At 51.0% G+C, this 13,729-nt stretch carries 10 protein-coding genes; all 10 read right to left on the bottom strand.

Features of this window, described 5'->3' with window-relative positions:
* Positions 1-33: 33 nt before the first annotated feature.
* The 10 genes from B5F29_RS06405 to B5F29_RS06355 all read right to left on the bottom strand — a co-directional run bounded on the left by B5F29_RS06405 (position 34) and on the right by B5F29_RS06355 (position 13,729).
* Positions 34-1,401, bottom strand: a complete 1,368-nt coding sequence (locus B5F29_RS06405; RefSeq protein WP_087153826.1) for an ABC transporter permease — start codon at positions 1,399-1,401, stop codon at positions 34-36.
* Positions 1,388-3,163: a COG1361 S-layer family protein gene (locus B5F29_RS06400; RefSeq protein ID WP_087153825.1), complete on the bottom strand. Its 1,776-nt coding sequence runs from the start codon at positions 3,161-3,163 to the stop codon at positions 1,388-1,390. The genes B5F29_RS06405 and B5F29_RS06400 overlap by 14 nt, the downstream gene beginning before the upstream one ends.
* A complete protein-coding gene (locus B5F29_RS06395; RefSeq protein ID WP_087153824.1) occupies positions 3,160-3,882 on the bottom strand; it encodes an ABC transporter ATP-binding protein in 723 nt (240 codons plus the stop codon). Before B5F29_RS06395 ends, B5F29_RS06400 begins: the two co-directional genes overlap by 4 nt.
* Before the next feature lie 173 nt (positions 3,883-4,055).
* The gene (locus B5F29_RS06390) at positions 4,056-5,267 is read right to left on the bottom strand and encodes a PD-(D/E)XK nuclease family transposase (RefSeq protein WP_143449128.1); all 1,212 of its coding nucleotides are present in this window, start codon (positions 5,265-5,267) and stop codon (positions 4,056-4,058) included.
* 273 nt (positions 5,268-5,540) lie between these two features.
* On the bottom strand, positions 5,541-7,349 hold the full coding sequence (gene aspS, locus B5F29_RS06380; protein WP_087153821.1) for an aspartate--tRNA ligase: 1,809 nt from the start codon (positions 7,347-7,349) through the stop codon (positions 5,541-5,543).
* Between the two features lie 20 nt (positions 7,350-7,369).
* The gene (hisS, locus tag B5F29_RS06375; protein ID WP_087153820.1) at positions 7,370-8,620 is read right to left on the bottom strand and encodes a histidine--tRNA ligase; all 1,251 of its coding nucleotides are present in this window, start codon (positions 8,618-8,620) and stop codon (positions 7,370-7,372) included.
* Between the two features lie 26 nt (positions 8,621-8,646).
* Complete coding sequence (hemZ, locus tag B5F29_RS06370) at positions 8,647-10,143, bottom strand: coproporphyrinogen dehydrogenase HemZ (RefSeq protein WP_087153819.1); 1,497 nt, start codon at positions 10,141-10,143, stop codon at positions 8,647-8,649.
* 85 nt (positions 10,144-10,228) lie between these two features.
* The gene (locus B5F29_RS06365; protein WP_087153818.1) at positions 10,229-10,864 is read right to left on the bottom strand and encodes an MBL fold metallo-hydrolase; all 636 of its coding nucleotides are present in this window, start codon (positions 10,862-10,864) and stop codon (positions 10,229-10,231) included.
* A gap of 9 nt (positions 10,865-10,873) precedes the next feature.
* Complete coding sequence (locus tag B5F29_RS06360; RefSeq protein WP_087153817.1) at positions 10,874-13,174, bottom strand: RelA/SpoT family protein; 2,301 nt, start codon at positions 13,172-13,174, stop codon at positions 10,874-10,876.
* A 30-nt stretch (positions 13,175-13,204) separates the two neighbouring features.
* Positions 13,205-13,729 carry an adenine phosphoribosyltransferase gene (locus B5F29_RS06355; RefSeq protein WP_087153816.1) on the bottom strand — a complete coding sequence of 175 codons (525 nt, stop codon included), beginning with the start codon at positions 13,727-13,729 and terminating at the stop codon, positions 13,205-13,207.

The raw sequence follows: 13,729 nt of genomic DNA, 5'->3' as shown, positions 1-13,729 counted from the left end.
TGCATCTTTCCGTGATACATACCCTTTTATCCATTATTCGTTTCGAATCGCCGCCAACGGGCTCAGCTTCATCGCGCGCAATGCAGGGAAGAACCCCGCCACCATCCCCACCAGAACCGCAAATATCATAGAAACCAGAACCAGCCAGGCGGGAATGTAAGAGATTCCCTGATAGTATTCCCCGGCTACCAGATTGATAACCGCCGAGATAATAAAACTGAGAATCAAACCTATCAATCCGCCAAAAAATCCAATAAATCCGGCCTCCATCAAAAACATGGTCCGAATATTTCCAAGGTCGCAGCCCAGAACTTTTATTATACCGATTTCCTTGGTCCGTTCATAAATGGACATCATCATGGTATTGGCAATACCGATGGCCGCCACAAACAAAGAAACCGCGCCGATACCGCCCAGCACCAGCTGGATCGTGGCCATCTGGTTCTGCGTCTGCTCCATCCATTCCGCGTTACTGTACGTCTCATATCCCATATCGCGGATCGTCTGCTGTACCTCGCTCACATGATCCATACTGTCCACCTGAATGTATACTTCTGTATAATACAATTCCTTATAAGGTTTTCCCGAACTGGTCGTAGGCTGTCCCGGAATCGCTTTGTTTTTAAACGCTTTCTTTAACTGTGCTTTCAGCGCGTCAATTTCCGCGAGAACATTATAGCAGTTTTCCCTGTACTCGTCCACGCCTCCCGCCATGATGCCGGAAGTAGGCACAATGTATTTCTTCGGCGGCGCTACTTTCTGTCCATTCGTGTCCGTACCGCCGTTCTGGGACTGATAGTAGGCATCCGTATCAAAGATCACAAAGACCGGGTCGTTCATCAGATCTACATCGGGAACTTCCATTGTGTCCCAATAATACTGGTTTGTTCTGGCATTATAAAACTGAGTGATTACCTGGTTGCCGTAAAAAAGCTGCAGCGTACCGTCATCCGGCGGCAGTTCTCCCTCGCCCACCTCAATATTCATGCTCTGCAAAGCTTCATAAGACATCCCTCTGATAGAGAAATCCCCCTCATAAGATCCCTGTTTCGCCTTCACATAAATATCCAGCACAGGAGAAGCGACCTCCACGTGGGGAATGTTCCCCATCTGTTCCACTATTTCATCGTTGATCCGTTCCACCTGCCCCGTTTCACCGGAACCGGAACTGTCAACCGAAACCGCATAGGAACCGTTATTATAGTTGTAGACATTGATCGTTGTCAGGCCGCCGGACTCTTCAATCTGATCCATCGTCGTCTTTCTTAGTCCTAATCCCAAAGATACCATGACTACGATGGACGCTGTCCCGATGACCACTCCCAAAACCGTCAGGACGGTGCGCAGTTTTCTTCTCAGAAGATTGGAACTGCTCATACGGAGTAAATCAAGAAATCTCATCGTCCTCCCCTTCTTCCTCCTGATCCAGATCCAGGATATCATCCTCCAGGCTCTTCTGCTCCTTCTTCTTTCTGCGGCGCAGGATAACGACCACTGCTATGACTGCGATCAGAAGCAAAATGCCGACCACGATCAGGATCGTGCGCATCGTACTGCCTCCCTGATTCTGATTCATATCATCCATCATCATACTGTCGTCATATATCATATCGTCGTAAGAAGTTTCGCTTACAAACAGGCTGATCTCCCGTTCAATCGTAGTTGTCTCACCGGTCTCATCTTCATAGGAGATCTGCAGCGTCACCATACCATCGTCGGTAGTCGCCGCCTGTCCCATCAGATAAATATCCACCGCTCCCGTTGCGCCGGAATCCAGATTACCGATAAACGCATCGCCGCCGCTGAGGAAATCGCTCACAGTCTTCACCTGTACGTTGTACAGCTTCGTTTTGCCCATGTTGTAGATGTTGAACATCACATTGGATTCTCCGCCCACTTCAATGCTGGCCGGCATCACCTCCGGCTCGCTCACTTCCACGCGGGCTTCCTGTTTCACCGGAATCGACACACTGGTCTTATTGGTGTAAGAGTTGACCTTTTCATCCTCGTAACTCATGTTTACATCCACCGCGTATGGTTTCTGGGAAAGGTCCGCTTTTGCCTCCAGTTCCAGAGAAATATCCTTCGTACCGTTTTTCTCAATCTTGTCCACGAAAATCGTGCTGGAGCCTGCGGTCGGCAGGAATGCCGCATAAGTAGTCTCTTCATCCTTTCCTTCCACCGCAGCCACGATCTCGCAGATCATATTGTTGACGCTTGTCGCCGTAGATGTGTTTTTCAGATGAAGTGTCAGCGTAAAGCTTTCTCCCGCATGCACCTCTGCCGGATTGGTATCAAAACCGGTCACGATCACTCTCGGCACTGATGCCTGTCCATCCGCACCCACGCCTGCAGTCCCGTTCACCTGAATATAGGTATCCAGAGTCGTGCTCTGGCTGTTGCCCTGAGAATCCCGGTAGCGCACATCAAAAGAAATCTTCTGGTATCCGGTTCCCACATCCGTCCTGGTCTGCAGATTCCAGGTGAGTTCCCGGCGCCGGTCCATATCGGATGCGCCCGTATCCGTTCCCGGCAGATCCGAGATCGTCTGAGAATAGCTGGAACTGGTGATCTCAAACGGCCACACGGCGGTATCCGTGCTCAGTACCGGCGTCACCACCGCATCAGTCACCATGGTCTTTCCCATGTTGACCACCGGAAGTACAATGCTCACTGTCTGCCCGGCATTGGCCACCGGCGTCACCCAGTTTCCGCCCACCATCAGGAAGTGGTCGGCATTAGCCGGAGCGGGTTCTTCCTCTTCTTCCTCATCGGTGTTGTCGGAAGGAGGATTTACAACATTGTCCATCTGGTCTTTTGCTTTTGCAATATAATCATTTACGCCGGCAACCGTCGTCATGGCATTGATCTGGTTCATTGCTTTCGTAATTACATCATTCAGCTGTGCGGATTTTTTTCCATCCGGATCGATCAGCCGCTGATAATCCTGAAGCGTTCCCATAGCACTGTTTTTTGCATTTTCAAGGTCCTGTTCCGGATTCGTTGTGGTCGTATTCCCATCATCATCTTCGTTTTGAGACTGATTATTACCGTTCTCCTGTGCCGCATACACTTCCTGCATCGGAGCCATCGACACACCCGTTCCCAGAATCATCGCGGCGCATACCACCGCCAGTATCCCACTCATCACACGCTTTCTCATTGTTCCTCCTCCTTATAGTCCTTTCGGTCTTCTATCTTTACAATCTTTCCGTCAATAATATGAAATACACGGTCCGCAAATCCTGCCAGATGGTTGTCATGAGTCACCATAACCAGCGTCTGGTTTTTCTCCTGCACTACTTTTCGCATCAGCTTTAACACATCCTCGGAAGTATGGGAATCCAGATTTCCGGTGGGTTCGTCCGCAAAAATAATCTCCGGGTCAAGTACCAGCGCCCTGGCCACGCCGACCCTCTGCTGCTGCCCTCCGGACATCTCGTTCGGCCGGTGCTTTTTATGTTTGGAAAGTCCTACCAGATCCAGCATCTTTGACGCTTTTTCCTCTCTGGTTTTTTTATCAACTCCGCGGAATGTCAGCGGCAATGCCACATTTTCCACCGCATTCATGGTCCCCAACAGGTTAAACGACTGAAAAATAAAGCCTATTTTTTCTCTGCGGAATCTCACCAGTTGATTCTCGGTCATATTTTCCAGATGTTCTCCCGCTACTATTACCTCACCCTTCGTCGGCTTTTCCAGACCTGCAAGCATATTCAGCATGGTTGATTTACCTGATCCGGAAGTACCCACGATCGCACAGAATTCTCCCCGGTAAATAGTCAGATCCACGCCATTCAGCGCACGCACTTTCGAGTTCCCCACACGAAATATTTTATAGAGGTTTTTCACCTGAATAACCGGCTCTCTTGCCTTACCCATCAAAGTCCTCCCTGTTTTTTATCTGTTTTGCGCCTGAAAATACACATACTTATGAGAACAGTATATCATATTCCTTTAAAAATGTTTCTTAAGTTATCTTAAGAATTTTATTTTTCAGAAAAAAAGAACGCGTCTGCTCCTCTCGAAACAAATGCGTTCTTAAATATATCCGTCTATCTCTGCTGCTTCTTCAGCAGTTCTTCCAATTCACGGACTCTCTCTTCCAATTTTTCCAGTTTTTGATCATTCTCACTCTTTTCTCTCATTAAAATCTTATATTCCTGTTCCTTCTTTGATAATGCTTCCTGCTGCTCGTCAATGATTTTTTGTTTTTCCCCCAGTTCCTGTTGCTGCTCGTTCATTTTCTGTCGCTGCTCGTCCAAAATCTGCCGTTGCTCATCCATTTTCTGTTGCTGCTCATCCATTTTCTGTCGCTGCTCATCCAGAATCTGTCGCTGCTCATCCAGAATCTGCCGCTGCTCGTCCATAACCTGCTGCTGTTCGTCAATCATATACTTCACTGTATTCTGATCCATGATCTTCAACGCGTCTGAAAACATCCCCAATACCTCCTCCGGCTTCCGACGCAGCATGGCCAGCTCCCGGTAAATCTCCTCCAGCCACGGATATTCGTTTACCAGCTTCTCCGCCTCTTCCACTGTCTCTGTCAGCAGAAAACTCAGCCACGCCGTCTGTTCGTTCTTATCTTTAGCATAAGGGAATTCCCGGAACACGTCAAGGCATACCAGGCAATATTCCTGAAGAAGGGAAAGTTCCAGACCTGTATCGAATTTCGTCTTTCCGCGGTGGATATAGGACTGCGGAATCTGATGAAAGACCTGCGTACTTTTTTCAAAAATAATGATGGTGTAAACTTTCTTCATATCCCGGTAAATAAACTGCTTTCCCCGTTCTCCCCTCACCCTGGCATACTGGCGCATGACCAGGTCTGAAGAATAGCAAGACATACGTCCCTCCGGAAATGCATAAGGTACTTTCTGTATTTCCACGTTTGTAAGGCTTCCGTCCTCCAGTTCCACCAGCACATCCATGATCAGGAGGGAGTCCCCGTCTGACAGACGGTCTTCCGAGGGCAGGATGGCTTTGACTTTCACCTGAATTCCCAGTAAGCTGGAGATGAACGAGGACAGGCGTTCCGGATGGACGTCCGGGTGAAAGACCGCTTTAAAGAACGGATCATAAGTGACCGGAAGGGTTTTCGTACCCTGGAGAAATTCCAGGAAGCGCTCCCGGCACTCCTGGTTGAGTTTCCAGAACGGGATCCTCAGTTTGGGATCCCTCACCACCTCTTCCAATGCATCCTCTCTGGACATGGAGAAAGGCTTCCAGTCCCCCCGCGTATTCATTGTTTCGTTTTGTTTCAATTCTCCTCCTTTTCCGCATCCGTGGACAAAAAGGCGCCGCAGACGGCAGGACATGCTGGTAGATATCTGTCCACTTTCTGCAATTTTATTTTCTTTTTTAATCCGGGAAATATTGGCGGGAACCCGCCGGAACGTTTCCGAAATAATCTGACGAAGGGATTATAGCATGTCATCCAGGCACATGCAAGGCCCCCGGCAGCAAAATCTGTTTTCCAAAAATCTCTTTCCACCACATGAAAGGGCCGCCCGCAAAGGCAGCCCTCTTCATTCTGCTTACGCTTCTTCTGTTGTCTCTTCTTCTGTCTTCACCACAGCGATCCCCAGTTCTTCCAGCTGTACCGGATCTACCACATCGGGAGCGTTGGTCATCAGGTCCGAAGCATCCTTTACCTTCGGGAATGCGATTACCTCACGGATGCTGTCCGCACCGGTCATCAGCATCATCAGACGGTCAAAGCCGTATGCCAGCCCTGCGTGAGGCGGCACACCGTATTTGAAAGCATCCAGAAGGAACCCGAAACGTTCCTGCGCCTGCTCTTTCGTGAAGCCCAGCACCTCGAACATCTTTTCCTGGATATCCGCCTGATGGATACGCACACTTCCGCCGCCCAGCTCCGTACCGTTGAGCACGATATCGTAGGCTTTCGCACGGACTGCGCCCGGATCTGTATCAATCTTATCCAGGTCCTCATCCATAGGCATGGTAAATGGATGATGCATGGCCACGAAACGGTTCTGCTCCTCCGACCACTCCAGAAGCGGGAATTCCGTTACCCAGAGGAAGTTAAACTGGTTTTTGTCCAGCAGGCCCAGATTTCTCGCCAGTTCCAGACGGAGATTGCCCAGCACATCCCATACCACTTTATTCTTATCCGCCGCAAAGAGAAGCAGATCTCCCGGCTTTCCGCCCATGGCGTCCACCAGAGCTTTCAGCTGCTCTTCCGTCATAAATTTGGCAAACGAAGATTTATAGGTACCGTCTTCATTCACAGACAGGTATGCCAGTCCCTTGGCACCGAAGCCTTTGGCAAACTCTACCAGGGCATCGATCTTTTTCCGGGGCATATGTCCCTGTCCCTCGGCATTGATACCGCGCACGCTTCCGCCATTTTCCAACGCGCCGGTAAACACGCCGAAACCGCAGTCTTTCACAATCTCCGATACATCCTTCAGCTCCATGCCGAAACGGGTATCCGGCTTATCGGAACCGAAACGGTCCATGGCTTCCTGCCAGGTCATACGCGGGATCGGCAGCGGCACATCCACGCCGATGGCGTCTTTGAATACCTTCGCGATCAGCTTCTCATTGACTGCGATCACATCGTCCACATCCACAAAAGACATCTCCATATCGATCTGGGTGAACTCCGGCTGGCGATCCGCGCGCAGATCCTCATCGCGGAAACATTTTGCGATCTGATAATAGCGGTCATAACCGGAGCACATCAGCAGCTGCTTGAACAGCTGCGGAGACTGGGGAAGAGCATAGAACTTGCCCTGATGTACGCGGCTGGGCACCAGATAGTCTCTGGCTCCCTCCGGCGTGCTCTTGATCAGGATCGGAGTCTCGATCTCCAGGAATCCCTCTTCCGTGAGCACGGAACGCACCTTCGCTGCCACCTGGCTTCTGAGCATCAGCTTGTTCTGAATATCAGGTCTCCTGAGATCCAGGAAACGGTACTTCAGGCGGATCTCTTCCTTGGTCTTGGAGTCGGCCTCCACCGGGAAGGGCGGCGTCTGCGCCTCGGAAAGAATCCGGAGTTCCTTCACGCGGATCTCGATGGCTCCGGTAGCCAGATTCTCATTCACCGCGCCGGAACGGGCTTCCACTTTGCCCACGGCTGCAATGACAAATTCACTTCTTAATTTCTCCGCCTTTGCGAAATTCTCCGCCCCGCAGTCCGCCTCCTCAAAGATCAGCTGCAGAAGGCCGGAACGGTCTCTTAAATCCACAAAGATAATGCCGCCTTTGTTTCTGCTCTTCTGCACCCATCCCATGACGGTGACGGTTTCGCCGATATTGGCGGTGCTTACTTCTGTACATCTATGGCTCCTGTGAAGCCCTTTCATTGATTCTGCCATAAACTCACTCCTCCTGCCGGTCAACGGTTGAAATATTCCTTGAACTCGGTATATCCTTCCTTTGCCAGCTGCTCTTTCTGGAATTTTTTATTTTTATTCATCAGCGCCACCAGTACCTGCGCGCCGGTCTCTCTCTCCGCTTTTGCCTCTTTCAGCACCTCGCACAATTTCTCCGCGGGCATATTTTTCTCCACCAGGAACGCTTTCTTCACCGCCGCGCCCGGGATCCGGAATCCCTGCTCCATCAGGATCGTAACGATTCTTTCAAATCCGATGGAGAATCCGCACGCCGGGGTGTCCTTTCCGGTGAATTTTCCGATCATCTTGTCATAGCGTCCTCCGCCTGCCACAGAGCTTCCAAACTCTGCCATCTCGATCTCAAAAATCGTTCCGGTATAATAGGACATGCCGCGGACCAGCGTAGGATCAAATATCAGCCGGAACTGTGCGGCCGCCGTCGCTTCCACACTTTCCCGGATCATGCGCAGATTATCAATCACGCCGTCTTCCAGAACTCCGGAAAGTTTTTCTTCCAGATATACCAGGCTGTCTTTTGCATTCTCCATCTCCCCGAACATGGATACGTAGGTTTCCACATTCTTCTCCGGATATCCTGCCTCCAGAAGCTCCGCCTTCACGCCATCCCAGCCGATCTTGTCCATTTTATCCAGGATAATGAAGACCTGGTCATACTGGTCTTCTGTAAATCCGCTGTATGCCGCCATCGCTTTCAGGATCCGGCGCTCATTGATCCGCACCTTGAAATCTTTGAAATTCAGTTTTCCCAGCAGCGTGGTGGTGGCAAGGATCAGCTCGATCTCTGCCAGACAGCTTGCCTCTCCCAGAATATCGATATCGCACTGGACAAACTGACGGAAACGCCCTCTCTGAGGACGGTCCGCGCGCCATACGCTGCCGATCTGCAGCGCCTTGAACGGAGCCGGCAGATCATTTGCATTGTTCGCGTAAAATCTGGACAGCGGAACCGTCAGATCGTAGCGAAGCCCGCTGTCGGTCAGATCAGCCTCTTCTTTCGCCTGCTCAAGATTCAGCTTCTCTCCCCGCTTCATGATCTTGAAGATCAGTTTCTCATTGTCTCCGCCCTGTTTGCTGCACAGGTTCTCAATATGCTCCACGCAGGGTGTTTCAATCGGAGAAAAACCAAAACTCTTATACGTCTCTTTGATCAGCCCGGTCACATAATCCCTCAGCTGCATCTCTGCAGGAAGGATATCTTTCATGCCGGTCACCGGCTTTTTCTTCAATGTCATAGATTCTCTCTCTTTCTTTTATTCTGTCAGACTGCATCCGCGCTTTCGGGCCCCATATGCTCCGTAAAGAAGCGTTCCTTGCGCTCGATCATCTCGTCGATGCGGCTGATATACTGCCCCACATCCTTGACGTTCTCCACGCGCTCAATCTTTACGCCGCCAAAGTCCCCCGGCCGGCCGGGCGACACGAATTTCGTCATAGCCCCCGCGCCGGCCGCCAGAATCGTCTGTTTTTCTTCCATAATCAGTATATTGTAAATCCCGGCTTTGTCAACCTTTGCATAGCCCACATTTTCAAAATTCCCGGCCATATTTTTCTGACGGTACAGGTAATACGGGGATAATCCCATCTCCGCACAGCATCTGGCCGTCAGATCCATGATCTGCATGTTGTTCTCCATGCCCATCTCTTCATATTTTTCCTTGAAAAGATTCAGCCTGGCCGCCCGTTTGATGGCCAGGGAATGAACTGTCACACTGTCCGGATCCAATGCACGGATCTCTTCCATCGTATGGGCCACATCTTCATACCCTTCTCCGGGCAGTCCCACGATCAGGTCCATATTAATATGATGGAATCCCATTTCCCGCGCCAGATGAAACGCGTCTTTCACCTGCTGCACCGTATGGTGCCGCCCGATCACCTTCAGCGTTTCGTCGTTCATGGTCTGCGGATTAATAGAGATACGGTCAATATGATGATCCAGCAGAACCTGAAGTTTCTCTCTGGTGATACTGTCCGGGCGGCCTGCCTCTACGGTAAACTCCTGCAGATATGAGGTGTCGAAACTCCCCTGAATCTTGGCAAGCAGCCGGTCCATTCTCTCCGGGCTCAGGGTCGTAGGCGTCCCTCCGCCGATATAGACCGTATTCAGTTTCTTCTTCCGGAACCGGCGCGCCAGATAATCCAGCTCCTTGCACAGCGCGTCCATATATTCATCCATCCGCTTTTCCCATTTGGAAAGGGGATAGGACGTAAAAGAACAGTACAGGCAGGTGCTCGGGCAGAACGGGATGCCCACATACAGGCTGTATCCATGCTGATAATCAATATCCCTCAGCACATACCGCTCCCGGTTGGCAATCATGACGCTCAAGACCGCCTTTTCCTTGCTGGCAAAATACTTCTCCCGCATATTCTGTGCCGCTTCCACATTGCTCATGCCTTCCTCCAGCATCAGCATGGCAAGCCGCGTAGGGCGGATCCCTGTCAAAGTCCCCCAGGGCAGCGACTGACCCGTATATGCCTGCAGGATCCGGTATAACAGCCTCTTCATACGGTCCTTGGTCTCTTTCCGGTCCCCGTAGCAGATCTCATCGGAGCCGGACTGTTTTTCCTCTCCCTGCTCCAGAAGCGCGATATAGATTTTATCATCCGTAAAATGCAGGCTGATGCGGAGCTTTGTCTCCTCTGTGAAGGCCTCCTGTACCCGCACGGATACATCTTCTCTGGGAAAAAACGCTTTCACCAGGGAGTGAATATCATATTCAAAACTGGGTCTGTTTACAATAACTTCTATCATATGTCTCCTTTAAGCCCTGTCCGGCGTTTTTTGCCGGACACACAAGACGCGGCATGCAAAATTCCTCATGCCGCGTGCCGCCGCTTTATCTCACAAACGGATTATACTGCTTTTCATACCGGATCGTGGTTTCCTGACCATGCCCCGGATATACCCTTGTTTCGTCGGGAAGAAGAAACAGCTTTTCTTTTACCGACTGTACCAGCGCGGACATGCTTCCTCCCGGGAAATCGCTCCGCCCTACAGAGCCGCAGAACAGCGTATCTCCGGTGAATACGCACCCCGCTTCCTGACAATAGAACGAGCCGCCTCCCGGCGTATGTCCAGGCGTCAGATATGCCTTCAGGCAGACACCGGCGATCTCCAGCTCCTCCCCGTCTTCCAGCAGCCGGTCAGCCTTCACGGTCACCACCTTATGGGCAATAAAAGCTGACAGGTTTTTTTTGGCATCCCGAAGCAGCGGTTCCTCTGCTCTCATGGCATAAACAGGCGCTCCCGTCTGTTTTTTCAGTTCTTCCGCCGCTCCCATATGATCCAGATGTCCATGAGTAAGGATCAGCGCTTTCACAGTCCATCCCATCTTTTCCGTATATACCCCGATCCGATCCGCTTCATCTCCGGGGTCAAAGACCAATGTCTCCTTCGTCTCTTCATTCGTCAGGAACCAGCAGTTCGCCGCCAGTTCCCCCACTGTTATGGAAGAAACACTTAATCTTGCCATCGTTCTCTCCTAACTTGCAGACCTCTCGATATCCAGTACGCTTTCCACCTGGCGCAGGCGGTCGATGATCCTGTTCAGTTCATCCACACTGGAAATATCAAAACTCATGGTAATCGTTGCCGTACCCTGTTTGCTGGTACGCACATTCATGGATGTCACGTCGATGCCGCGTTCCGTCAGAATCTTTGAAATGTCCACCAGAAGGCCTGTGCGGTTATTTCCATAAATCTTGATCTCTGTGGTATATTTCTCTCCCGCCGATGTCTGCGCGCCACTCTGCCATTCCGCGTCGATCAGCCGCTCCCGTTCTGATTCCGCCAGATGGAGTACGTTTACACAGTCCGTGCGGTGAATCGTCACGCCGCGCCCTCTGGTGACGAACCCCACGATCTCGTCCCCGGGCACCGGATTGCAGCATTTAGAGAAACGAACCGCCACATCGTCGATCCCCTTGACGACAATCCCTTTTCCGGCTTTGGCGATCCGGATCTTCTGCTCCTTTGCGTCGCCGACACTCTCCATGATTTTGGCGTCCGTGACATTTTTTTTCTTTGCTTTCTCGGACTCCTCCACCATCTTGTTGACCACCTGGCCTTCTTTCAGGCCTCCATGGCCCACCGCCGCCAGGACGGAATCCCAGTCCCGGAATCCGTATTTGCGCAGGACGCTTTCCTGATACTCCGGCTTCATGATCTGCGTCAGCACGATTCCTTTCATTTTGCAGTACTGCGCGATCATGTCCTTGCCTTTTATAATATTATCTTCTTTAAATTCTGTCTTAAACCATTGATTGATCTTATTTTTAGCCTGTGTGCTCTTGACAATATTCAGCCAGTCGCGGCTGGGGCCTTTGGAATTCTGGGATGTAATGATCTCGATCCGGTCCCCGTTTTTGATCACATAATCAATAGGCACCAGCTTTCCGTTGACCCTGGCTCCGATCATCTTGTTGCCCACTGCGCTGTGGATACTGTATGCAAAATCAATAGGATTGGAACCGTTAGGCAGCGTCTTTACATCGCCTCCGGGAGTAAAGCAGTATACGCTCTCCGAAAACAGATCCAGGTCGCTCTTCAAAAGACTCATGAACTCCCTGTTGTCCGTCTCGTCTCTCTGCCATTCCAGGATCTGACGCAGCCAGGTCAGCTTGGCTTCGGCGCTGTCTTTTCCTTCAATATTCTGCTGGGTGCTTCCCCCTGTCTCTTTATATTTCCAGTGTGCCGCAATACCATATTCCGCCGTCCTGTGCATCTCATAAGTCCGGATCTGGATCTCAAAAGGCTGTCCTTTCGGACCGATCACCGTCGTATGAAGCGACTGGTACATATTCGGCTTCGGCATGGCGATATAGTCTTTGAAACGTCCGGGGATCGGCTTATACATCTCATGGATCACTCCGAGGGCCGCATAACAATCCTTCACGGAATCCACCAGAATCCGCACGGCGAACAGATCATAGATCTGGTCCAACGTCTTGTCCTGGTTCACCATCTTCTTGTAAATACTGAAGAAATGTTTGACACGTCCCTGTACGTCCGCTTCGATGTTGGCGTTTTCCATATGCCGCTTTACTTCCGCCACGATCTCCCGGACAAATTTCTCGCGGACGCTCTTCTTATCCGCGATCTGCGCCACCAGATCATAGTAGACCTCCGGCTCCAGATATTTGAGCGCCAGGTCATCCAGCTCGATCTTTACCTTGGAAATACCCAGACGCTGGGCGATCGGCGCGTAGATGTCCATGGTCTCTCTGGCTTTTTCCTTCTGTTTCTCCGGCTTCATATATTTCAGCGTACGCATGTTGTGAAGCCGGTCCGCCAGCTTGATCAGGATCACACGGATATCTTTGGCCATGGCAAGAAACATCTTCCGGAGGTTCTCCGCCTGCTCATCTACCTTATCTGCAGAATAACTGAGCTGACCCAGTTTGGTAACTCCGTCTACCAGAAGAGCCACCTCGTCCCCGAACAGTTTCGCCAGATCCTCCGTCGTCATGGGAGTATCTTCCACCACATCGTGCAGCAGCCCTGCCACAATACTTTCCTTATCCAGCTCCAGGTCCGCAAGAATAATGGCAACACAAATAGGGTGAATGATATAAGGTTCACCCGATTTGCGCACCTGTCCCTCATGGGCCTTGCTGGCCACCTGATACGCTTTCTCTATCATGGAAATATCTGTGGATGGATGGTATTTCAGTACACTCCGGATCAGCTCCTGATAGAGTTCATCGGGACTGGTGAAATCTTCCATCTTCCGGACGCTTCTGTCGTCCTCCGCCACTTCTTTTGCCCGTGCTTCCGTCGTCATAAATGATCACCGCTTTATATAAAGACTGATTTACTTTCCATCATAACAGATTACGCTTCTCACATCGTAATCTTTCAATTTTTCCCTTCCATGCAGTCCTGCCAGTTCCATCAGGAAAACGATGCGCACAACTTCGCCTCCCAGTTCTTCCACCAGCTTTGCTGCCGCCTGCATGGTGCCGCCCGTGGCGATCAGGTCGTCGATCAGGACCACCTTCTGCCCCGGTTTAATCGCATCCTTATGGATCTCCACCGTCGCGGTACCGTATTCCAGTTCATATTCCATGGAAACGGTCTCACGGGGAAGTTTTCCCGCCTTACGGACAGGCACAAAGGATTTGTGCAGGTTATAGGCGACCGGCATTCCGAAGATGAAGCCCCTGGACTCCGTGCCTCCTACTACGTCAAATTCCACATCCTCCAGCAGTTTCTGGATCTCCTCAATCGCCAGATGCAGACCGTCCGCATCCTGCAGAATCGACGTTACATCGCGGAATATCACTCCCTCTTCCGGAAAATCCGGAATGCTTACCACATAATCTTCCAGTTTCTTCAT

The sequence above is a fragment of the Lachnoclostridium sp. An196 genome (genome assembly GCF_002160135.1).
Lineage (GTDB): Bacteria > Bacillota > Clostridia > Lachnospirales > Lachnospiraceae > Hominiventricola > Hominiventricola avistercoris.
The sequence above is the reverse complement of the archived record's forward strand: the minus strand, read 5'-3'. Positions and strand labels throughout refer to the sequence as shown.

Excerpts from the sequence above, each read along its gene's own strand:
- B5F29_RS06405 (WP_087153826.1), bottom strand. The coding sequence starts at position 1,401 with ATGAGATTTCTTGATTTACTCCGTATGAGCAGTTCCAATCTTCTGAGA.
- B5F29_RS06400 (WP_087153825.1), bottom strand. The coding sequence starts at position 3,163 with ATGAGAAAGCGTGTGATGAGTGGGATACTGGCGGTGGTATGCGCCGCG.
- B5F29_RS06395 (WP_087153824.1), bottom strand. The coding sequence starts at position 3,882 with ATGGGTAAGGCAAGAGAGCCGGTTATTCAGGTGAAAAACCTCTATAAA.
- aspS (WP_087153821.1), bottom strand. The coding sequence starts at position 7,349 with ATGGCAGAATCAATGAAAGGGCTTCACAGGAGCCATAGATGTACAGAA.
- hisS (WP_087153820.1), bottom strand. The coding sequence starts at position 8,620 with ATGACATTGAAGAAAAAGCCGGTGACCGGCATGAAAGATATCCTTCCT.
- hemZ (WP_087153819.1), bottom strand. The coding sequence starts at position 10,143 with ATGATAGAAGTTATTGTAAACAGACCCAGTTTTGAATATGATATTCAC.
- B5F29_RS06365 (WP_087153818.1), bottom strand. The coding sequence starts at position 10,864 with ATGGCAAGATTAAGTGTTTCTTCCATAACAGTGGGGGAACTGGCGGCG.
- B5F29_RS06360 (WP_087153817.1), bottom strand. The coding sequence starts at position 13,174 with ATGACGACGGAAGCACGGGCAAAAGAAGTGGCGGAGGACGACAGAAGC.
- B5F29_RS06355 (WP_087153816.1), bottom strand. The coding sequence starts at position 13,729 with ATGAAGAAACTGGAAGATTATGTGGTAAGCATTCCGGATTTTCCGGAA.